This is a genomic window from Halovenus halobia (assembly GCF_051414135.1).
Lineage (GTDB): Archaea > Halobacteriota > Halobacteria > Halobacteriales > Haloarculaceae > Halovenus > Halovenus halobia.
In genome coordinates this window covers 1-19,512 of sequence record NZ_JBLKOA010000003.1, presented here as the reverse complement: position 1 = coordinate 19,512, position 19,512 = coordinate 1, and the positions used below count along the sequence as shown (strand labels likewise).

The window sequence follows — 19,512 nt, the reverse complement described above, 5'->3', positions numbered from 1 at the left end:
TCTTGGGCCAGCGTACTTCTTTTCGGTCTCGTTTACCCGTTAGTCACACAAATCCCATCGCTGCGTCGAGGTCAAGCGGGACGCGTCCCTCACTGTAGCCCTCGATATGGCCCGACGGACGTGCCCGATAGACGACTGCTGGCCGATGGCCGACCGAGGGTTGCTCGGCGAGCACCTCTTCCCACTGCTGGCGTCGGAAATTCGAGCAGTCGACGACCAGCACTGCGCCGCCGCCGTGTTCGGCCAGTTGGCCGCTGGTTTTCGTCGCTGCTGTCTCCCGAACGGCTTCGACGGCCGCCGCCCGCCGGTCGTCGGGGTTGACCGGCCGCGTGACCTCCACGAGCACGTTCGTCTCTCCATCCGTAGCGCGGAAATCCAGTGAGTGTCCGGTCGTTACCTCGATTTCGGGGACGATGCCGTAGCCCGCCTCGGTCAACAGTTTCGCGGCGATGAACTCTGCCATCGCCGCGGCCATTCTGGTATGGTCGACGTCGACGCTCGTTCCGAGTTTCCCCGCCATCGTGTAGCGGTACTCGTCGAGGACGCCAGTCTCGAGGAACCGCTCGAAGAAGGTGACTCCCTCTCGCCAGCCAGATTCCGGAAAGCCCGCGGCGTGTTTGCGGAAAAACGCCTGCGTCGACCCGCGGCCGTCTTTGGACATGAACACCGGCAGGAAAAACCACGAGAGATACGGATAGGACTCCAGCCACGGGTCGCGCTCGTACAGCGTGTCGAGCAGTTCGCGCTGTGCCCATCGTGCAACCGGATAGGGTGCCTCCTCCCAGTCGATTTTGTCGGTGCGCCACAACGGTTGTGGGGTCTCGGTGTTGCCCATCCAGTATGCGTTGTCATCAGTTGCAAACAGCGCAAGGTCCCCGTTGTCCATCTCGAAGCGATAAGTCCGCCACGAGCCGTTGATATCGAACCGCGGCCCGACCGACTCGGCACCGATATTCGACTGCAGGCGCTGGAGAATCTGTGACTGGACCTGCCCGTCGCTCCAGCCATGGGGCGAAAATCGGAATCGAAGCGGCTGTGCCACTATTTCACTTACGACCAGTGCAGGTAAAACGTCTTGGCATCTCTGAGTGGTCCCAGTCTGTTCGGTGGTACGTGGTGGCTCGACGAGGAACAACCAGAAAGCCCCGAGGTTCTCGACTCGGGGGACTTGCTGTCTCAGAAAATCGGAGATTTTCAGGATGACGAGAGAGCTTCGCTCTCTCGAACCACGCGCGCTCCCCTCGGTCGCGTGCTTACTTCGTCCGCCTTCGTCGAGAACCTCGCCCCTTTCAGTCCCACCCTGTGGCTCGTGACACAGGCCACCGCGGGCGGGATCGAAAGGGGCCGAGGGCTCGGTCCGGTGAGACGACGCAAGCACCTACGGCGCGTGGTTCGAGAGAGCTTTGCTCTCTCGTCATCACGAAAGAGCCGACGGCTCTTTCGAACGACAGCGAGTCGCAACCGGGCGAGCGCGAGGGGGCTTTCTGGTTCTATACGACATTCAACCCTCCATACTCTCCCCCAACTCCTCACTCCGTGTTGCCGAACTCGTCGATCCGACCGTGGACATACTCGGCCCAGGCGTCGAGCGTCTCGTGCATCAACTCTCGGGCCTCTGGCAGCGGCGTCGGGGCGTACTGGTAGACGTGGCCGCCGCCGTCGAGCAGTCGTCGCTCGCGGGTCGCGAGTCCTTTCTCCCGTAGCGTCGACAGCGAGCGGTTGACGTTACTCCGGTCGCGGTCGAGTTCGGCCGCCAGTTCCTCGACGGTGCTGCCCGGTGTCGACAGCAACGTCTCGTAGGTCTTTGCTTCGTGGTGCTGGATATTGAACACACAGGCGAGTACCTCGCGCAGCTCCGGCTCTTCATCGAGCATCAGTTCGCGAAACTTCGCGGGCGAGGGGTCGGCATTGGCCATACCAGTCGTTGTATCTCGTGGCGAATAAAAGCCCGCAGTTGCCCTGTTGTTACTGCTCGGTCGTCCCGTACCCCTGGTTGCGGAGACAGGCCTGCATCTCGTCCGGAGACTCGTGTTTGTGCAACCGCGCCGGCGTATCACAGTAGTAGATCCCGCCGTTGTACCGCAGTGTTACCTCGTGTTCGGAGCCGAGGAACTCGGTGCGAACGACGACTCGCTGGCCCTCCTCCAGTGTCGTCATAATCTCCTCGACGCTCAGTTCACCGGCGTCGATCACGAGCGGCTCGGTCATACCTCTTGTTCGGACAGCGACCATTTGAGTGGTCCGCTTCGAACCCAGAGGAGTCAAATTGCTCCCGCCCCTCGCTTGGAGTGTGACAGCGGAGACGCTCCTCGTGCGCCACGGCGAAACGGACTGGAACCGAGAAGGACGGCTACAGGGCTGGGCCCCGACGCCACTGAACGAACGCGGCCGCGAACAGGCCCGTCGACTCGGCGTCGAACTCGCCGAGCAGTACGATATCGACAGGATTGTCGCCTCCGACACGACTCGGACACGTGAGACGACCGCTGGAATTCGCGACGCTGGTATCGACCCCGACCCGGAGTTCACCGAGGCGTGGCGTGAGCGCGGCCTCGGCGTCTATCAGGGGTTCACGTGGGGCGACCTCGAGGGGCGATTCCCGGCCTTCGAGTACAGCAACGGCTTGCTCGCTCTCGAAGACGAACCCGAAGGTGGCGAGTCGCTCATCGACCTCTACGAACGAGTCTACGCGGCGTGGGCAGACGTGACCGCAGACGCTGACGGCACGACGCTCGTCGTCACTCACGGCGGCCCGATTACAGTCGTTCTCGCGATGCTCCAGGACCTCGATATTCCGGCTGCTATCGAGCAATACAGCATCAACAACTGCGCAGTTACGGAAATCGGACTCCCCGAGGAGAGAATTGTCCGCGAGAACGAACTGTTGTACGAGACAGTTCCGCCGAGCGAAATCTAATCAGTGGGATACTCTGCGTCCAGTGGGTCCGGTTCGGCGGCTGGACTGACACTTCCTGTCTGGTAGCCGTGCAAATCCAGTGTGACGTGCTCGAATCCCAGATCAGCAATATGCTCGCGGGCTGCCCGGATGAAATCCGGGTCCAGCGCCACGTCCAGTTCTTCTTCGGAGACTTCGATACGGGCGAGGCCGTCGTGGTCTCGGACACGGAACTGGTCGAATCCCCACGTCCGAAGTAGCTGTTCGGCCTTCTCGATACGACTGAGTCGGTCCTCGGTCACTTCCAGTCCTGTCGGGATTCGCGAGGAGAGACAGGCCATCGAGGGTTTGTCTGCGACTGACAATCCGTAGTGGTCCGCAATTTCCCGAACGTCTGGCTTCTCGATGTCGTGAGCGAGCAGCGGCGAGTACGCGTCCAGTTCCTCGACGGCTTGCAGGCCGGGCCGGTGGCCCTCGCCGGGGTCTGAGGCGTTGGTGCCGTCACAGACAGTCTCGATGCCCAGTTCTGCGGCGTGGTCGAACATCGCGCCCAGCCGCATCGTCCGGCAGTGATAGCAGCGACTCTCGTCGTTGGCGACGAAGTCCTCACTGTCGAGTTCGCTGAACTCGACGATTTCGTGGCGAATGCCAATCTCTTCGGCGACTCGTTTCGCGTCGTCCAGTTCCGCCTCAGGGAGCGTCTCGCTGCGGGCCGTGCAGGCAACGGCGTCCGAACCCAGCGCCTCGGCGGCAATCGCGGCGACGACGCTCGAATCGACCCCGCCCGAAAACGCGATGAGGACAGAATCACGCTCTGCGAGGTCTGCCCGGGCGGCGTCAAGTTTCGCTTCGACCATGCCCGCCTGTTTGCTCTCACCGCGCAAAAACGCGTCGCACCGCTACTCGTTGACGATTGCTGTCTCGAAGTTTCCGTCATCGTATTCGACGCCGGCCGCACAGACGCGGTGCTCGAACTTGTGGTCGTACAGTTCCCGTGCCACACCGGCGGCATCGAAGGCGTCGAGCTCGAAGTCGGTCGGGCTGTCCTCCTCGTAGGTGGCGACCAGCGTCGGTTCCGTGACCTCCTCGACCAGCAGCGCGTCCCGTCGGACCGTGCCGATGTAGCCTGCCGGCTCCGCATTCGCAGACGGATCGTCGGTCAACCCGACGATACCGGCAATCCGGGGCGTGTCGTAGTCGTCCTTCTCGAAGTCCAGCGCCAGCAGCGGTTCGGCCAGCGCGTCCTTGGCGGGATAGCCCAGTTCGAGTTTCTCGGCGATGGGGTCGACGTGTGAGCCGTTGCCGATGACTGCGCCGCGGTCGGTGAGTTGGACGCAGTTGTAGGAGATGTAAGGGTTGTCTGTTTCCTCGGCGTCCTCGGTGGGGCCGACGGTGATTGTGCCATCGCGGTCGAGTGCCTGTCTGTTCGGGAACGAGCGCGAAGAGACGCGGTATGCGCCAACCTCCGGCCCGACGACGACGAACCGTCCAACGTACATACTTCGGTCTGTCGGGCCCGCGACAATGTAGGTGTCGGAAGTAAGCCGGGGGTCCTGACTCAGGCCGACCTTCATTTTTGCCATCCTATTTGAACGTTTAGTTTCACTCTATGGCCGCGTTTTACTGTCGTTGCACTGTCACTCGTGAGCGTGACTACGACCGAACAGGACTGTCTCGATGCACTGCGCGAGGCTGCCGAGCGGTTGGGCGAGTCGCCGACGAAAGCGGCGTACGAAGACCTTGGTCTGACACCCGCTTCGGCGACGATTATCCGTGTCGTCGGCGGTTGGAACGAGGCGAAGCGTCGGGCTGGACTGGCAACATATCGGTCCACCGGCTCGCGGGTGCAGCCGAAACCCGACGATGTAACGTTGCCCGCGGGAACTGACTGGGCGGAACTCTCTGTCGACCAGCGCTGGCACTACCGAAACACTGAACGAAACACCAACAGAACACTCGACCGGCGGGCGAGACACCGTCGCTGGGTGAACGAATACAAGGAGTCACGCGGTTGTAACCAGTGTGGTGTCGACGACCCTGCAGTGCTCGATTTTCATCACCCAGACCCACAGACAAAACAGATGGCAATCAACGAGATGGTCACCCACGGCTACGGCAAAGACGAGTTACGGTCGGAGATCTCGAAGTGTGAAGTGCTCTGTACGAACTGCCACCGGAAAGAACACTTCGATGTGCCAGATGCGGGCCGGCAACGGTGGCTTTACGAGCACAAGCAGGCCGCAGATGGCTGCAACCGGTGTGGCGAAACCGCTCCTGGTTGTCTCGTCTTTCATCACACTGGTGAAAAGAGCGCAACCGTCGCCAGCCTCGTGGTCGATGGACGCCCAGAACGAGAGATTCGTGCCGAAATACAGCGGTGTGAGCTACTCTGTGGAAACTGCCACAGGAGAGAGCACTTCGAGCCACCGGAGAAGCGATTACGACACACATAAGTGCAATCGCCGAATAGATTTGATTGCAAAGTTCCGTGGTGTAGTGGCCAATCATGTAGCCTTCTGGGGGCTACGACGGAGGTTCGAATCCTCCCGGAACTACTACTTCTGTGGCGAACCCGCCGGTGAGCCACGAATTCGTAACTGCAGGAGATTCGAAGCATGGAGCGAAGCGTTCCGGAGCGACGGAGGTTCGAATCCTCCCGGAACTACTTCTCTCGACTCAAAAAGGAAGCGACGCGTCTAGCTACTGAAGTCGTTGCAGACCGGGATGCCGATAGTGTTGAATTCTGTCATCGCCGCGAGTTCGTCGGGGACCTGATGGATGTCGATAGTTTCCTCGACCAGCGCAGTCGGGTCGAGTTTCTCGCTGTCGATCATGTTGAGCATCTCCAAGTACCGCGAGGGCTGCAGGCCGAGTGAGCCATAGAAGTCGATTTCTTTGGCAACGAATTCGTCGGTCGGCAGCGAAATCTGGCCCTGCTCCTCGGATGTCGTCAGTCCCATCTTGACGTGGCGACCGCCCTTGCCCAAGGAGTTGACCGCGTTCTTGCAGGTGGTGGCGATACCCAGCGCGTCCGCAGAGACATCAGCACCGCCGTTGGTGATATCCCGAACTTCTTTCGCGGGGTCGTCAACTTCGCGGGAGTCAACAATAAATGTATTCTAGAATGGAAGATAGATAAATACATCTGCTGTTGGAGATTGCAGCGCTGTGTCGTGCTCAGTGAGTGTCGCGGTGGCTCAGACTGTCGAAAAATGGCCGCAATGTGTTTCACAACGGTACCGGAGCTACAGCGGCGAGAATCGGTGTACGTCCCGGGCGTGATTGAGGAGTTCCTCGGTGCTCTCGAACGTTTCGCCACATTCACACCGATGCGCCGCGAGTTGGGTCGACCGTTGTGTCGACATACTACTAGCAACGGGCGCACGGTTTATAATAGTTGTTCATGGTGTGTGAAAAACACACATGGCTGGTGGCGGGTTTATTCTCCTGCAGTCCAATAATTCGTATGGACCGGACAGAACTTCGCCGCTCGTGGGACGAGGTTGCGGCAGCCTATGCCCGCAACCGCGACCCGTCGGGGTCGGACGCGGACCTGATTGCTGACCTGCTGGCCTCGTTGCCGGACAACCCTGACGTACTCGACATTGGCCCGTGTGACGGCGCGCGCACCCTCGCCAACCTCCCGGTCGGGAGCCTGGGTGTCGATATCTCTCGGGAGGCGCTGGAGATGGCCCGCGAGCGCGTGCCTGAGTCGGTACTTCTGGAGGGCGATATGGCTGCGCTCCCAATCGCCAACGAGTCGATAGATGGTATCACTGCATACCACGCCGTGTTTCACGTTCCCCGGGAGGAACATCCAACGGTCTACACGGAGTTCGCCCGTGTGCTGCGGCCTGGTGGTCGACTGCTGATGACGCTGCCGGGGGGTCGCTTCGAGACGACGCGGCGTGGCTGGATGGGTGGGTTGATGTTCTTCTCGGCACCGGGCCGCGAGCAGACACTCACACAACTGCGCGAGGCGGGCTTTAGCGACGTACAGACGACGATGGCTGACGATCCCCTCGGAAGCAGCACCGAATTCGTCTTCGCGACACGAGAGTGAGCCCTCATCGAAAGGTCCTTATGACAACCCGTGGTAGGTTCAGATGGACTAGGTCGGGCGGTTAGGCCCCGCTCCTCGCCACGTGTGGCCTCAAGTGGGACCAAACACCGAGGGCGTGTGGTCAGACGGCCACGGGCCCCGCAAGCCAACGTCGAAGCCTCGTCCTGCGGGGACGGAGGTCCGGATGGCTGTGTCTGCAGGGACGCAGACGTCCGGTTAACCGGCGCCAGTCCGCCAGGCGCGGAAGCGAGCAGCGGAGCACTGGACATCTGTCGCTCGTAGGGTCGCGGGGTGGAGGAGGCACGCGGGACTACCCGCGGTCGAACGCCACGCAATCTCGGCTGTCCGTTCCTATACTCTTGAGCTGTTGCTACGAGATGTTCCAGTACCAACGGAGGCGTGTGGCAGTATCTTTCAGCACCACCCACTGGAGCGTTGAGAACACTGAAGCCCTCGGCACGACCTGAGATGAGACCACCTCGGCAGACGGAGTACCCACCAGCCAGAAGCCCTCGGCACGCTCGGCGGATCTGTGCGGGATATCCTCCCTCCGGTCGGATAGTGGCCCGCGCACATCCGCCGACCGCACCTCGCCCTTCATCCGCCAAGGAACCGGCAGGTGTCGCAAGCGGCAGCCTGGCGGATGAAGGGCGAGGCTCGTTTCGCGGTCGCTGAGCGGGCACTATTCGAGCACAGCGAGAATATCCCGTTCAGCGTGACCCGCGAACGTGCCGAGGGCTTCTGGGTCGTAATCATTCCGTCTGCTGGGTCAGTATTGACGAGCGGTATTCCATCCGAGCGCGCCGAGGGCTTCTGGATAGTCATTCTTCTCCCAGTCCCATCACCAACAACCACCACACCAACACGTCATCGAGGGGAACCGCTTAAGTCCTCGTGTACCCCACCTACGGATATGCAACGGCGACGACCTTGGCCACGGGGAGGTGACCGATGAGCCTCCAGTCGCCGGTCGGGTCGGACCACCAACTGGCGCGGCTGCTCCAGATCGGTGTTGTCCTCGAAGAGGTTGTCGAGGCACGCGCGACCAAACACACCGAGTCCGACGCTATCGACGACGATGTCCGCGAACTGCTCGAATCGGCGGCTGCCGAATCCGAGCGCCATCGCGAACAGCTCGACGGAATCATCGACGAACTCGACGCCGATACGATTCCGTTCGACGAAATCCAGCCGCTGGTTGAACAGCAGTACGAGGCCGACCAGGACTTCGACGGCGTCCTCTACGACCAGCTCTGTAACGAGGAAACCGCCTACAAGTTCTACGACGACCTGATCGACGCCATCGAACAGTCTGACGGGACGTTCAGTATCGACCGCGACCGCCTGCTCGACACCCTCAAGACCATCCGGGCCGAGGAGGAGGCGGGCGTCGAAGCAGTCACCGAACTGATGGAGCACGGCACATGACGGCGACTGACGACAGCGCAGTCGACCGGTTACGTAGGAACAACCAATGAATACGGCAAACCAGTACCTCAAGGCGATTTACCTGGTTCAGGAGATCGAAAACGGTCCGGCATCGACCGGCTCGATTGCGGAGATGCTCGACGTTAGCCCGGCCAGTGCGAACGAGATGGTCGGGAAACTCGAAGCCGACGGACTCTGTGCACACGAGAAATACAAGGGCGTCGAACTGACCGACGACGGCATCATGCGCGCACGAGAGGCTCTCCAGAACTACTGTATCATCGAGCGATTCCTGCTCGAAGTGCTCGAAGTCGAAGATTTCCGGGCGGAGGCGCGCCAGCTCGAACCGGTTATCGACGAGACAGTCGCCGAGCGACTGGATACGATTATAGACCGTCGGCCGGAGTGTCCGGACTGTTTCGACGCCGAAACAGACGTCTGCGGCCTGCTCGAATGTGACCCCGCCGACTGATGGCTGGCGCGCTCGTCGACGCCGCCGGCCCCTTTCTCATCCCGGTTGTGCTGTTTGGACTCGGATTAGTTGGCTATCTCTTCCTGTTTCTCCTGACGCGGTGGGGTATCCTCGGAGACTGATAGATACCTCTTGTTTTCAGAACTGAAAATAAAACTGCGAGTAACCACTATACTCGCTCAATTATAACGTTCGCGTGGGTGAACCAACATGAATATCATCGTCATCGCGGCAGGGCTGGTCGCGCTGTTCGTCTTCCCGATGGTCGCCTACGGTGTCATGTGGTTCACGAGTCGTGACAGCACTGACCGGCCCGAACCGCCAGAAACCAACAATCCACAGCGAAATATCCCTGGTCAGAACTCCGGGGACTGAGGCTCCATCGTTTTGCCGGCTTGTACGCAACCGACAGATTCAATCGCCCGAGTACCGACCACTGTACAATGACAGCCTCGACGCCGCCGGTTCGTCGGCTGGCCGATTGGGACCACAGTCGGCTCGACGCCCTCGCCGAGGAACACGGTACGCCGCTGTACGTTCTCGATACTGACCGCGTCCAAGCGAACTACCGCCGCTTTGCCTCGGCCTTTCCCGACGCACACGTCATGTACGCTGCAAAGTCTCACACTGGCCGTGCGGTGCTGTCGGCGGTGATGGACGCCGGCGCGGACATCGAGTGTGCCGCCCGCGGCGAACTACAGCGAGCGATTGCAGCAGGCGCAGACCCGAACACGCTGCAGTACACGGCCGTCAATCCCCCGCAGGCTGACGTGGAGTACGCTGCCGAACTGGGCGCTGCCAATCCGGGCCTGACCGTGACCGCCGGCGCACGCGATACCTTCGACCGCCTCGAAGCGGCGGGCTACGACGGCCGCGTCGCCATCAGAATCAACCCTGGAATCGGCACTGGTCACCACGAGAAAGTTGCCACCGGCAAGGACGCAAAGTTCGGCATTCCCGCCAAAGACGTCCCAGAACTCGCCGCAGAATTGCGCGAACGGTTCGACCTCGTCGGCCTGCATGCCCACGTCGGCAGCGGCGTCCTGCAGGATGACTTGGACGACCACTGCCGAGCCATCGAGACGATTGCCGACGTCGCTCGCGAGGTGGGCAACATCGAGTTCCTCGACATCGGCGGCGGCTTCGGCGTCCCCTACCACGAGGACGAACAACCACTGGACATGTCCGTCGTTGGCGACCGCGTCCGAGCAGCAGTCGGAGACCTCGACGCACAACTCGCGCTGGAACCCGGCCGATACGTCGTCGCCGACGCCGAACTCATCCTCACGCGCGTCAACACTATCAAAGAGACTGGCACGGCGAACGTCGTCGGTGTCGACGCCTCGCTGGCGACGCTCATCCGGCCCGCGATGTTCGACTCCTATCACCCGATCAGAAACATTAGCGCACCCGACCGAGAGCCAGAACCAGTCTCGGTCGGCGGACCGTGCTGTACGAGCGCGGACGTGTTCTGTACTGACCGCCCAATCGCCCGCCCGCGTCGCGAGGACTTGCTCGCAATCGGCAACGCTGGCGCGTATGGCTACGAACTCGCAAACCAGTTCCACTCCCAGCCACGGCCGGCCGAGGTGGCGCTCTCCGATGGCGACGCCAGAGTCGTCCGCGAGCGCGAGACGCTGGCGGATGTCACCCGGGTCGAGACAGGTAACTGAGTGGTTTGTTCGGATTTTTATACCCGGGCAATCAAAGTCCGGCTATGAGCCGTCTCTCCGACCTCGTCATCATGCCCGTCGACGAAGACAGTGAGTACGTCAAACACGTCTACATCGTGCTGGTTCTCTGGACGTCGTTCGTGATTCTCGCTGGCGTTATGCTCGCAATCGCCACGTTGTGAGGGCCAGATGAGCTTTCGCATCGACGGATTTCACGAAGCCGCCGTCTCGACGCCATCGCACGAGACGGTCGAGCCGATGCGGGAGCTATTGGTCGAGACACTCGAGTCGGCTGGTCAGGACCCTGACATCGACGAGGCCGGAAACATTCTCGCGAGTCGTGGCTCGGGCGAGCATCTCGTCCTGAACACGCATATCGACACCGTCCCGCCACATATTCCGTACGAGCGCGACGGCGATATCGTCCGCGGCCGAGGCGCGTGTGACGCGAAAGGACCCCTCGCTGCGTTGCTCGATACGTTTCTGCACGCGGATATCGACGGCCAACTTACGCTCGCTATCACGACTGACGAGGAGACAGCACAGACTGGCGGCGCACATCTCGGTGAGACACTCGACGCTGACGGCTACATCGTCGGCGAACCGACTGACCTCGACGTGTGCATCGCTGCCCGCGGCCAGTTCGAGGGTGAAGTGGTAATACACGGCGAAAGCGGCCACGCGAGTGACCCGCACAACGGTGAGAACGCTATCCGCGCGGCGGCGCCCATTCTGCAGGCGCTGGAATCGTTCGACGAGACCAACGGCCCCGGCGCACACGAGTTGCTCGGTCCGCCAACGCTCACCCCATCCGTCATCGAGGGCGGCGAAGCAATCAACCAGATTCCGGCCGAGTGTGCGATACGCTTCGACCGCCGGACTGTCCCGCCAGAGACTGTCGAGGCTTTCTTTACGGACCTGCGTGCACACCTTCAGGAGTGGCTGCCGGACCTCTACGACCTCGATGTAGGACTGGTTCGTCCGGAGATGCCCGCGCCGGAAGCGTTCGCGACCGACGCCGACGCTCCGCTGGTCGAAGCGCTGTCGGCCGCCAGCGGCACCCGGACCCGGCCGTTCGGGGCAGCGACCGAGGCGTCGTACTTCGCGGCTGACGCCCCAGTCGTCGTCTTCGGGCCGGGCGTACTTGCGGACCAGCAGGGGCCGGTGGCCCACGCCGACCGCGAGTACGTCCACCGCTCCGACGTCGAGAAGGCGGCCGGCATCGTCCGAGAGGCTGTGGAGACGCTACTGTGAGAACCTGAAGAGGAGAGGTTGATACGGCCGGGCGTCTTCGTACTGGTATGAACCGGACCGACGCTCGGCCGTTTTTCGTTCGCGTTGTGGCGCTGTTCGTCCTCGCCGCCGTCTTTGGTGCGGCCCTGACGGCGTCGGCTTCGACCAATCCGGGAGCGTACACCACCGGCTCGGTGCCAGTCGTCTTGCTGACCGCGTACATTCTGGTTTCCCAGACCGACGACTACGATGAATTCCCGAAATTTCTGGGGGTAAGCACCGCAATTGTTGCCTTTCTGTACGTCGTCGGGACGGTTATCGCACCGCCGAGTATCGGACTCGGTCCTGGGTGGACCTCCCTTGCTGTGGCCTTCGTCGCCGCGTACGCGATAATCTACGGGCCAAAGAAGGCGACACTCTCCGAGTGACGTAGCCGCTCGCAAACCGGCCGGCTTTTTATCACGCACCTCCGATGATTGTCCATGAGCCACGAGCAACTGCCAACCGAGCAACCAGCAGTGGTCACCTGCGGGTTGCCCTACGCCAACGGGAATCTCCACGTGGGGCACCTGCGGAGCTACGTTGCTGGGGACCTATTTAGTCGGGCGCTCCGCCGTGTCGGCCAGCAGACAGCCTTCGTCTGTGGGTCGGACATGCACGGTACGCCTGTCGCAGTCAACGCCGCCGAGGAGGGTGTCGAACCGCGGGAGTTCGCCTTGGAGTATCACGAGCAGTACAAAGAGCGATTCCCACAGTTCAACGTCGAGTTCGACAACTACGGCCACACCGACGACGAGACGAACACCGAAATCACCCGCGAGTTCGTCCGGTCGTGGATCGACAACGACCACGTCCACGAGAAAGAGATTCAGGTTGCCTACGACCCCGAGGCCGACCAATGGCTGCCTGACCGCTACGTCGAGGGCACCTGCCCATATTGTGGGGAAAAAGCGCGAGGTGACGAGTGTGACGAGGGTTGTCAGCGCCATCTCGAACCCGGCGAAGTCGAGGACCCGACGAGTACACTCACCGGCAACCCCGCCGAGTACCGTACCCGCGAACACAAGTTCCTCCGTCTCTCGGACTTCCAGGAGTATCTCCAGGGCTTTCTCGACCGCCTCGAAGGCACGGAACGCGCCCAGAGCCAGCCCCGCGAGTGGATTGAGGGCGAACTCGAAGACCTCTGTATCACCCGGGATATGGACTGGGGGATCGACTATCCAGGTGGCGTTGCTCCGGAGGAGCAACGAGGCGAAGGCGGCACCGCCGCCGGAGCGGAGGACGATTTGGTCCTCTACGTCTGGGTCGACGCGCCAATCGAATACGTCTCGTCCACGAAGCAGTACACCGACCGCGTCGGCACCGACACCTTCGACTGGGAACAGGCCTGGAAAGTCGACGGCGAGGAGGCCCACGGCACCCACTGGGACGACGAGTGGAGCGAGGCCTCCGGCGAAATCATCCACCTGATTGGCCCCGATATTATCCAGCATCACTGTGTCTTCTGGCCAGCAATGTTGCGCGGCACGGGCTACAACGAGCCACGAGCAGTGCTCGCGACCGGATTCGTCGGTATCGACGGCAAATCGCTGTCGACCTCTCGCGGGCGAGCAGTCTGGGCCAGCGAGTATCTCGACGAGGGCTTCCACCCCGACCTGTTCCGGTACTACACTGCAACCGGCAGCGGGCTGGAAAACGACGTGGACTTCTCGTGGGACCGGTTCCAGCAGCGCGTCAACGGCGAACTCGTCGGCAACCTCGGCAACTTCTGTTACCGGGGACTGCTCTTCGCCCAGCGCAACTACGACGGCACGCCGGACGCGAACCCGAGTGAGGAAGTCACCGAGCGGATCGAAGCGGCAATCGAGACGTTCGAGACTGCGATTGCCGAGTACGACATCCGCACCCTCGGACAGGTTGCGGTCGACCTCGCGGACTTCGGCAACGAGTACATCCAGCAGAACGAACCGTGGAATCTCGTCGACGACGAACCCGAGACGGCTGCCCAGGTCATCCGCGATTGCGTCCAACTCGCCAAGGCCTGTGCCCTGTTGATGCAGCCAGTCATGCCCGAGAAGGCCGAGGCGCTCTGGGCACAACTCGGCGAGGACGGCTCCGTTCACGACCCAGAGCTGTCGGCAGCACTCGAAACGCCACCGGCGGAGTTCGACGAACCCGACGAACTGTTCACGCGGGTCGAAGACGAGACCATCGAAGCGCTCAACGAGAAACTCCGCGAGCGCGTCTCCGAATCTGACGACGAAGACGATGGTGACGAAGAAAGCGTGGACCTACCAGCACTCGCAGACGACCGCATCAGTTTCGAGCAGTTCCAGGATATCGACATGCGCGTCGGTGAGATTACCGCGGCGGAGCCGATCGACGGCGCGGACGAACTCGTCAGGCTGGAGGTCGATATCGGCCTCGAACACCGGCAGGTTGTCGCTGGGCTGAAACAACTGCACGACACGGACGACCTGCCGGGAACGCGCGTCGTGCTGCTGGCGAATATGGAGCAGGCAGAACTGTTCGGCCACGAGTCCAATGGGATGGTGCTGGCAGCGGGCGAGGAGGCCGACCTGTTGACCACCCACGAGGACGCCGCGCTGGGGACGAAAATTCGCTGAGAATCCAAGCGGAGCAGACTTTTCATCCTCGATATCCTAGTACCGATATGGCTGCACCGAGCGACGACGACGAGGAGTGGAAAATTTCCGTCGATGATGTTGGTCCGCCAGCGCACGAGGACCACGAGGAAGCAACTGACGAGCAAACGGGTGGGAACATCGCCGGCACACTCGCGCACAATCAGCCGCTCGAACCGGGTGATGTCGACCTCGAAAACGCAGTCTTTGTGGTCCTTGGCGTCCTGCTCGTTGTCCTCTTAATCGCCGGCGCGATTCTCGGAATCTAAACTGACTCCGGCGTCTCGTGAATCGTCAGCGGCACCTCTCGGTGGGTGCCTTCGAGGTCACGGACGATTCGCCGGACGATCCCCTCTGCTTCCGCGCGGATTTTCGGCTTCACTTTGTCGACGACCCACTCGAAGGAGGTCAGCGCGGGCAGGTCGATCGCTCCAGCGCTCGCTGAGGTTGGGTCGAATTCGACGTAGAACCTGACCCGTGACGCTGTCTGTTCGCCCTTGGGGGCAGAGTCCGGTTCGGGGGTAATTTCCCAGTAGCCGCTGGCGTCGAGGTCCTTGACGAGCGTCCAGTCGATGCGCTCGGGTGGGTCCACGGCTGTGACCTTCGAGCGGGCAGTGTAGCTGAGTTTCCACCACGCGAAGGTGAGGTCGTACTCTGTCTCTGGCTGGCCGTCGCCGTAGCGACGGATTCTGTCGAGATACTCCGAGTATTTCGCATACCGTGGGAAGTCGACCAGAAACTCGTAGATCTCTTCGGGCGGCAAATGCACCAGCGTGCTGACGTCGAGGCGGTCCACACCCACATTGGGTGACGCGACAACTAAAATAACCGGGCACAAATAGGCTCGCTCCATACGGCGGGTATGAGCGAGCACTCACCGACCGTCACGGTTGTCGGTGCCGGGCCGGCCGGCCTCACTGCCGGCATCTACACCGCACGCGCCGGCCTCGACACCCACATCTGTCAGGACGAATCCTCGATTTTGAACCGTAACGCTCACCTCGAGAACGTGCCGGGCTTTCCGGCCGGGGTAAACGCGCGTCGGTTTCTGGACCTCACCCGCCAGCAGGCCCGTCGCAACGACTGCACAGTTCAAGCGGGTGCTGTCACCGCAGTCCGAACGACCGGCGACGGATTCGTTGTCGAGACGGAGGAAGACACACGAGAGAGTGAGTACGTAATCTGTGCGTCCTGGGCAGATACGGACTATCTTGCGGAAATCGATGGTTTAGACACGATAACTCGTGGTTCGAAGGAGTATCTTGCTGTCGACGATGAGGGGTTCACGGGTGTCAAGGGGCTCTACGCTGCTGGTCGGGTTGCCGGCGAACCACACCAGGCAGTCGTCGCGGCGGGCCACGGCGCGAAGGTTGGTCTGGCAGTAATCGAACACTCCGAGATACCCTTCTATCACGACTGGGTCGCGCCGGAGGGGTATTTCACCGACCGTGGCCGCCCGGTTCCACCGGGTTGTGAGGAAATCGACGAAGACGAACGAAATCGCCGGGAGGCAACGACACTCGAACAGATGCAGGCGACCTTTGAGGCCCGCTATCCCGACCCCCCGACACAGCATCCGGCCGTCCGTGAGGACTAGGCAATTATCAGGTCTGATAATTGAAACGGAACATTTGCCCGTGTGGACATGTAACAGTGGGATAACCGAGCCATGAGCAGCCAGTCGAATCCGGGGCGGGTGTACAACCGCCGGGTCACGAGACACCTCGACTCGCTGCTCCCCGAGCACACCCTGTCGGACAACGACTTCACGTTCGGCGGCACAACAATCGTGGATAGGGAAAACAACCCCGGCAAGCCAGCCGGGGGGACGTGCACAATCAAAGCGTACGTCGGTGATGATGGCCAACTGGCTGTGCTGGAAAAGTCTGAACTCACCTCCCGTGGGGAGACTGTCTGGGCGTGTTGGAATCGAATCCGGCGGACACACACCGTCGAAGCCACCGAAATCCCGCCGTTCGAGTATCACGTGCAGTCTCAGATTTGCGACCGCGGGACTCGCAAGCGCGACGAGAGCCTCGTCAGTCTCGCAGGCCTCGAAGAGATGCCAGTCTACGGCGGCCGCGAGGCACAGGCGGCGCTGATACTTGCGGAGAGTCTGGCCGTCGAGAAGGCTATCGCGCCCGACGAGCGCTCCGACATTTGCTGTTCCCTGCACCGACTGCCCTCGCTCCCTCGTTTGATTGACAGAGGCGAACTCGTCCGGTTGAGTTGGCGCGAAGTCGACGCACTCGTCGGCCCCGACGCCGAAATGATTGCTGCACACGTCGATGTAGACACTGTTCCGGACGAAGAGCGTCAAGAAGCAGCAGCGAAGGGCGTCAAGCTGTTCACCGACGACGACAGCGGTGTTGCCGACGAGGAGTTCACCGACCGGCGAGCAAAGCGTCGGTCCGAGCGGGCGGCCGAAGAAGACCAACGCCGTGAGCGCGACGCTCGCTCGCTTCCCGACGACATGAGTCAGGAAGAGGCTGAGGAGAAACTGGTCGAGATGGCCGAGAAAATCTACGAGATGCGCGAGGGCGACGATGAAGAGTAATTCTTAGCATCCGCGCGAGCGACGCGAGCGCGGTTCACTCGACCGAGGCCGTCGGCCTCGGTCGAGGTGTTTTTCGCCCACGTTCGCAAGAGCGTAGCTCTTGCGCAGCCTCTTGGAGAGCTGTGCTCTCCAATGGTCGGCGAATCTTCGATTCGCCTTGACGGCAGAAATCAAAGATTTCTGCGGACGTTTTTGCGCCGAGCGGTTCGCTCGAAGAGCGAACCTGAGGCGGAAAAAGGTGGTGGCTTAGAAGTAGTTGATCGCTTCAGGCAGTTCGGTCTTCATGCCCTTTCGCTCTCGGATCATCTGGATAGTCTCTGGCTGGAGGTTGTCGGCCATGACCTGGAAGCCAGCGTTTTCGGTGTTCCAGCTTGCGCGGCCCTCGGTCGCGCTCCGGATGTCGCTGGAGAAGCCAATCATCTCCTCAACCGGCGCAACGCCCTCGACGACCATCAGGTCGCCTTCCTGGTACATGTCGTCGACACGGCCACGTCGACCCTGAATCTCGCCGCTCGCTGCGCCCATGTGGTCGTTGGGCACGTCGATACGGACTTCCTGAATCGGTTCGAGCAGCTTGATCTTCGCGTCGATCAGCGCGTTGTGTAGCGCTTCACGAACTGCGGGGATGACCTGTGCCGGACCGCGGTGGATGGCGTCCTCGTGCAGACGGGCGTCGTGCAGGCGGATGAGCGAGCCCTGCACTGGTTCGGCGGCCAGCGGCCCGTCGTTGAGTGCCTCCTCGAACCCTTCGATGACCAGCTCCATCGTCTCGTTGAGGTGCTGGATACCTTTCGTGTCGTCGATGATGATGTTCGTGCCGTGGATGTGCTCGACTTCCTGTGAGGTCTCCTTGTCGAGGCCGGCGTCTTGCAGTGCCTCACGCCGTTCGAGCTCTGGCATGTCCATCGACGCCTTGCCTGCCTTGATGGCTTCGACCACGTCGGGGTCCATCGGCGTCACCGTGATGTAGAAGCGGTTGTGGCGGTTCGGGGAGATACCCTCAACCTCGCGGCTGGACTCCTGTGGCGCTTCGCGGAAGACGACAATCGGTTCACCGGTCGTCACCGGAATGCCCTGGTTGCGCTCGATACGCTGGGTGACGACTTCGAGGTGGAGTTCACCCTGCCCGGAGATCAGGTGTTCACCGGTGTCCTCGTTGATCTCGATGTCGATGGTCGGGTCTTCCTTGGCGACCTGCTGCAGCGTTTCGATGAGTTTCGGCAGGTCGTCCATGTTCTTCGCCTCGACGGACTTCGTGATGACCGGCTCCGAGATGTGCTCGATGGACTCGAAGGGAGTCATCTCGACACTGGACACAGTCGAGCCTGCAATTGCGTCGGCCAGTCCGGTCACTGCGGCGACGTTCCCGGCAGGGACTTGGTCGACTTCCTCACGCTCGCCGCCCATGAAGATACCGACGCTCTGGAGTCGATTCTTGCCGATAGTTCCGGAGACGTAGAGTTCCTGGCCCTTCTCGAGCGTTCCGGAGAAGACACGACCCGTGGCGATTTCGCCTGCGTGCGGGTCCATCGAGATATCGGTAACCATGAGGACGACTTCGCCGTCCTCGTCGACGAGTCGCATGCCCTCTGCGAGTTCGGATTCGGGGTCACCACGCCAGACTCGCGGAATACGGTGAGGCTGTGCGTCGACCGGGTTCGGGAAGTGCTCACAGACCATATCGAGCACGACATCCGAAAGCGGCGTTCGCTCGTGGAGTTCCGCCCGTTTGTCGGCCTGTTCCAGGTCGATGATCTCGCCGAAGTCCATGCCGGTGCGCTGCATCGACGGCAGGGAAACCCCCCACTTGTAGAGCGCAGAACCGAAGCCGACAGTGCCGTCTTCGACGGAGACGGTCCAGTCTTCGGTGATATCGTCCATCTCCTCGGTCATCCCGCGGATGAGGTCGTTGACGTCCCGGATGACGTCGGTCATCCGCTGCTGCATCTCCTCGGGTCCTTCCTGCAGTTCCGAAATAAGGCGGTCGACCTTGTTGATGAACAGCGTTGGCTTGACACCCTCTCGGAGTGCCTGTCGGAGCACAGTTTCGGTCTGTGGCATCGCGCCCTCGACAGCGTCGACAACCACGAGTGCGCCGTCGACGGCACGCATTGCGCGTGTCACGTCGCCACCGAAGTCCACGTGGCCTGGTGTGTCGATGAGGTTGATGAGGTGGTTGGTGTCCTCGTACTCGTGGGTCATCGAAACGTTTGCTGCGTCGATGGTGATCCCACGTTCCTGCTCGTCTTCTTCCGTGTCCATCGCAAGCTGTTCGCCCGCGGTGTCGTCGGAAATCATCCCTGCGCCAGCCAGCAGGTTGTCCGTCAGCGTCGTCTTCCCGTGGTCGACGTGTGCCGCAATCGCAATGTTCCGAATGTTCTTCGGAGTATTCATCAGTGACTCACATTCCTGCACGATCTTTTTTCGTCGGCCCATTATTACAGATGCTTACCGGAAGCAGGGTCAAAAGGATAGTGTTTCGTACTCGGGTGGTTGCGAGTACGAAGCACGTCATGAACGAAGCGAAATGACGGTGTTTCGGAGT

22 protein-coding genes, 1 tRNA gene, 1 other RNA gene and 1 pseudogene are annotated in these 19,512 nt (G+C 61.4%); 17 read left to right on the top strand and 8 right to left on the bottom strand.

All coding sequences use genetic code 11. The annotated features are described in order from the left end of the window. Window positions 1-43: 43 nt before the first annotated feature. The 3 genes from ACMGFM_RS09300 to ACMGFM_RS09290 all read right to left on the bottom strand — a co-directional run bounded on the left by ACMGFM_RS09300 (window position 44) and on the right by ACMGFM_RS09290 (window position 2,208). Window positions 44-1,042 carry a DUF5784 family protein gene (locus ACMGFM_RS09300; protein WP_436902251.1) on the bottom strand — a complete coding sequence of 333 codons (999 nt, stop codon included), beginning with the start codon at window positions 1,040-1,042 and terminating at the stop codon, window positions 44-46. 487 nt (window positions 1,043-1,529) lie between these two features. Beyond that, on the bottom strand, window positions 1,530-1,916 hold the full coding sequence (locus ACMGFM_RS09295; RefSeq protein ID WP_436902250.1) for a helix-turn-helix domain-containing protein: 387 nt from the start codon (window positions 1,914-1,916) through the stop codon (window positions 1,530-1,532). Between the two features lie 49 nt (window positions 1,917-1,965). Then, window positions 1,966-2,208 carry a DUF8001 family protein gene (locus ACMGFM_RS09290; protein ID WP_436902249.1) on the bottom strand — a complete coding sequence of 81 codons (243 nt, stop codon included), beginning with the start codon at window positions 2,206-2,208 and terminating at the stop codon, window positions 1,966-1,968. 82 nt (window positions 2,209-2,290) lie between these two features. Here ACMGFM_RS09290 and ACMGFM_RS09285 point away from each other — a divergent pair, with 82 nt between their 5' ends. Beyond that, window positions 2,291-2,917, top strand: coding sequence for a histidine phosphatase family protein (locus tag ACMGFM_RS09285; RefSeq protein WP_436902248.1), 627 nt, complete (start codon window positions 2,291-2,293; stop codon window positions 2,915-2,917). Here the strand turns inward: ACMGFM_RS09285 and larE are convergent. Then, window positions 2,914-3,753 (bottom strand): ATP-dependent sacrificial sulfur transferase LarE, encoded by an 840-nt coding sequence (gene larE / locus ACMGFM_RS09280; RefSeq protein ID WP_436902247.1) that lies wholly within the window; start codon window positions 3,751-3,753, stop codon window positions 2,914-2,916. The two genes, ACMGFM_RS09285 and larE, sit on opposite strands and share 4 nt — an antisense overlap. A 42-nt stretch (window positions 3,754-3,795) precedes the next feature. Then, entirely contained in the window at window positions 3,796-4,395 is a 600-nt protein-coding gene (locus tag ACMGFM_RS09275; RefSeq protein ID WP_436902245.1) for an IMP cyclohydrolase, read from the bottom strand. A gap of 150 nt (window positions 4,396-4,545) precedes the next feature. On the opposite strand from ACMGFM_RS09275, the gene ACMGFM_RS09270 reads away from it, so the two are divergent. Continuing rightward, entirely contained in the window at window positions 4,546-5,349 is an 804-nt protein-coding gene (locus ACMGFM_RS09270) for a homing endonuclease associated repeat-containing protein (RefSeq protein ID WP_436902244.1), read from the top strand. 29 nt (window positions 5,350-5,378) lie between these two features. Further along, a tRNA-Gln gene (locus tag ACMGFM_RS09265) sits at window positions 5,379-5,451 on the top strand. A 141-nt stretch (window positions 5,452-5,592) separates the two neighbouring features. On the opposite strand, the pseudogene ACMGFM_RS09260 reads toward ACMGFM_RS09265, so the two are convergent. Continuing rightward, window positions 5,593-6,003, bottom strand: a pseudogene (locus ACMGFM_RS09260) (zinc-binding dehydrogenase); the annotation flags it as partial. Between the two features lie 359 nt (window positions 6,004-6,362). Between ACMGFM_RS09260 and ACMGFM_RS09255 the strand changes: the two are divergent. From ACMGFM_RS09255 to ACMGFM_RS09200, 12 genes are all read left to right on the top strand, one after another. Further along, the gene (locus ACMGFM_RS09255; protein WP_436902243.1) at window positions 6,363-6,959 is read left to right on the top strand and encodes a class I SAM-dependent methyltransferase; all 597 of its coding nucleotides are present in this window, start codon (window positions 6,363-6,365) and stop codon (window positions 6,957-6,959) included. Window positions 6,960-7,000: 41 nt separating this feature from the next. Then, window positions 7,001-7,310, top strand: an RNA gene (ffs, locus tag ACMGFM_RS09250) — signal recognition particle sRNA. 600 nt (window positions 7,311-7,910) lie between these two features. After that, entirely contained in the window at window positions 7,911-8,387 is a 477-nt protein-coding gene (locus ACMGFM_RS09245; protein WP_436902242.1) for a ferritin-like domain-containing protein, read from the top strand. 46 nt (window positions 8,388-8,433) lie between these two features. After that, window positions 8,434-8,859, top strand: a complete 426-nt coding sequence (locus ACMGFM_RS09240; protein ID WP_436902241.1) for a metal-dependent transcriptional regulator — start codon at window positions 8,434-8,436, stop codon at window positions 8,857-8,859. Beyond that, window positions 8,859-8,981: a hypothetical protein gene (locus ACMGFM_RS09235; RefSeq protein WP_436902239.1), complete on the top strand. Its 123-nt coding sequence runs from the start codon at window positions 8,859-8,861 to the stop codon at window positions 8,979-8,981. Before ACMGFM_RS09240 ends, ACMGFM_RS09235 begins: the two co-directional genes overlap by 1 nt. A gap of 88 nt (window positions 8,982-9,069) precedes the next feature. Beyond that, a complete protein-coding gene (locus tag ACMGFM_RS09230; protein WP_436902238.1) occupies window positions 9,070-9,234 on the top strand; it encodes a hypothetical protein in 165 nt (54 codons plus the stop codon). A 68-nt stretch (window positions 9,235-9,302) separates the two neighbouring features. Next, entirely contained in the window at window positions 9,303-10,532 is a 1,230-nt protein-coding gene (gene lysA / locus ACMGFM_RS09225; protein ID WP_436902237.1) for a diaminopimelate decarboxylase, read from the top strand. A 44-nt stretch (window positions 10,533-10,576) separates the two neighbouring features. Continuing rightward, window positions 10,577-10,714, top strand: coding sequence for a hypothetical protein (locus tag ACMGFM_RS09220; protein WP_436902234.1), 138 nt, complete (start codon window positions 10,577-10,579; stop codon window positions 10,712-10,714). 7 nt (window positions 10,715-10,721) lie between these two features. Further along, window positions 10,722-11,786, top strand: coding sequence for a M20 family metallopeptidase (locus tag ACMGFM_RS09215; protein ID WP_436902233.1), 1,065 nt, complete (start codon window positions 10,722-10,724; stop codon window positions 11,784-11,786). Between the two features lie 47 nt (window positions 11,787-11,833). Continuing rightward, entirely contained in the window at window positions 11,834-12,193 is a 360-nt protein-coding gene (locus tag ACMGFM_RS09210) for a hypothetical protein (RefSeq protein WP_436902232.1), read from the top strand. 54 nt (window positions 12,194-12,247) lie between these two features. Beyond that, complete coding sequence (gene metG, locus ACMGFM_RS09205) at window positions 12,248-14,392, top strand: methionine--tRNA ligase (protein WP_436902229.1); 2,145 nt, start codon at window positions 12,248-12,250, stop codon at window positions 14,390-14,392. 47 nt (window positions 14,393-14,439) lie between these two features. Further along, entirely contained in the window at window positions 14,440-14,679 is a 240-nt protein-coding gene (locus ACMGFM_RS09200) for a DUF7312 domain-containing protein (protein ID WP_436902227.1), read from the top strand. On the opposite strand, the gene ACMGFM_RS09195 is transcribed toward ACMGFM_RS09200, so the two are convergent. Continuing rightward, the gene (locus ACMGFM_RS09195; protein WP_436902226.1) at window positions 14,676-15,206 is read right to left on the bottom strand and encodes a type II toxin-antitoxin system RatA family toxin; all 531 of its coding nucleotides are present in this window, start codon (window positions 15,204-15,206) and stop codon (window positions 14,676-14,678) included. The two genes, ACMGFM_RS09200 and ACMGFM_RS09195, sit on opposite strands and share 4 nt — an antisense overlap. A gap of 66 nt (window positions 15,207-15,272) precedes the next feature. On the opposite strand from ACMGFM_RS09195, the gene ACMGFM_RS09190 reads away from it, so the two are divergent. Both ACMGFM_RS09190 and ACMGFM_RS09185 read left to right on the top strand, forming a co-directional pair. Further along, window positions 15,273-16,007, top strand: a complete 735-nt coding sequence (locus ACMGFM_RS09190) for an NAD(P)/FAD-dependent oxidoreductase (RefSeq protein ID WP_436902225.1) — start codon at window positions 15,273-15,275, stop codon at window positions 16,005-16,007. Between the two features lie 72 nt (window positions 16,008-16,079). Beyond that, window positions 16,080-16,967 (top strand): hypothetical protein, encoded by an 888-nt coding sequence (locus ACMGFM_RS09185; RefSeq protein WP_436902224.1) that lies wholly within the window; start codon window positions 16,080-16,082, stop codon window positions 16,965-16,967. Window positions 16,968-17,213: 246 nt separating this feature from the next. Here ACMGFM_RS09185 and ACMGFM_RS09180 read toward each other — a convergent pair whose 3' ends face one another. Beyond that, the gene (locus ACMGFM_RS09180) at window positions 17,214-19,403 is read right to left on the bottom strand and encodes an elongation factor EF-2 (RefSeq protein WP_436902223.1); all 2,190 of its coding nucleotides are present in this window, start codon (window positions 19,401-19,403) and stop codon (window positions 17,214-17,216) included. Window positions 19,404-19,512 lie beyond the last annotated feature (109 nt).

Coding starts and splice junctions, on each gene's coding strand:
- ACMGFM_RS09295 (WP_436902250.1), bottom strand. CDS start 1,916: ATGGCCAATGCCGACCCCTCGCCCGCGAAGTTTCGCGAACTGATGCTC.
- metG (WP_436902229.1), top strand. CDS start 12,248: ATGAGCCACGAGCAACTGCCAACCGAGCAACCAGCAGTGGTCACCTGC.
- ACMGFM_RS09255 (WP_436902243.1), top strand. CDS start 6,363: ATGGACCGGACAGAACTTCGCCGCTCGTGGGACGAGGTTGCGGCAGCC.
- ACMGFM_RS09290 (WP_436902249.1), bottom strand. CDS start 2,208: ATGACCGAGCCGCTCGTGATCGACGCCGGTGAACTGAGCGTCGAGGAG.
- ACMGFM_RS09235 (WP_436902239.1), top strand. CDS start 8,859: ATGGCTGGCGCGCTCGTCGACGCCGCCGGCCCCTTTCTCATCCCGGTT.
- ACMGFM_RS09200 (WP_436902227.1), top strand. CDS start 14,440: ATGGCTGCACCGAGCGACGACGACGAGGAGTGGAAAATTTCCGTCGAT.
- ACMGFM_RS09245 (WP_436902242.1), top strand. CDS start 7,911: ATGAGCCTCCAGTCGCCGGTCGGGTCGGACCACCAACTGGCGCGGCTG.
- ACMGFM_RS09180 (WP_436902223.1), bottom strand. CDS start 19,403: ATGGGCCGACGAAAAAAGATCGTGCAGGAATGTGAGTCACTGATGAAT.
- ACMGFM_RS09190 (WP_436902225.1), top strand. CDS start 15,273: ATGAGCGAGCACTCACCGACCGTCACGGTTGTCGGTGCCGGGCCGGCC.
- ACMGFM_RS09240 (WP_436902241.1), top strand. CDS start 8,434: ATGAATACGGCAAACCAGTACCTCAAGGCGATTTACCTGGTTCAGGAG.
- ACMGFM_RS09210 (WP_436902232.1), top strand. CDS start 11,834: ATGAACCGGACCGACGCTCGGCCGTTTTTCGTTCGCGTTGTGGCGCTG.
- ACMGFM_RS09185 (WP_436902224.1), top strand. CDS start 16,080: ATGAGCAGCCAGTCGAATCCGGGGCGGGTGTACAACCGCCGGGTCACG.
- ACMGFM_RS09220 (WP_436902234.1), top strand. CDS start 10,577: ATGAGCCGTCTCTCCGACCTCGTCATCATGCCCGTCGACGAAGACAGT.
- lysA (WP_436902237.1), top strand. CDS start 9,303: ATGACAGCCTCGACGCCGCCGGTTCGTCGGCTGGCCGATTGGGACCAC.
- ACMGFM_RS09230 (WP_436902238.1), top strand. CDS start 9,070: ATGAATATCATCGTCATCGCGGCAGGGCTGGTCGCGCTGTTCGTCTTC.
- larE (WP_436902247.1), bottom strand. CDS start 3,753: ATGGTCGAAGCGAAACTTGACGCCGCCCGGGCAGACCTCGCAGAGCGT.
- ACMGFM_RS09215 (WP_436902233.1), top strand. CDS start 10,722: ATGAGCTTTCGCATCGACGGATTTCACGAAGCCGCCGTCTCGACGCCA.
- ACMGFM_RS09275 (WP_436902245.1), bottom strand. CDS start 4,395: ATGTACGTTGGACGGTTCGTCGTCGTCGGGCCGGAGGTTGGCGCATAC.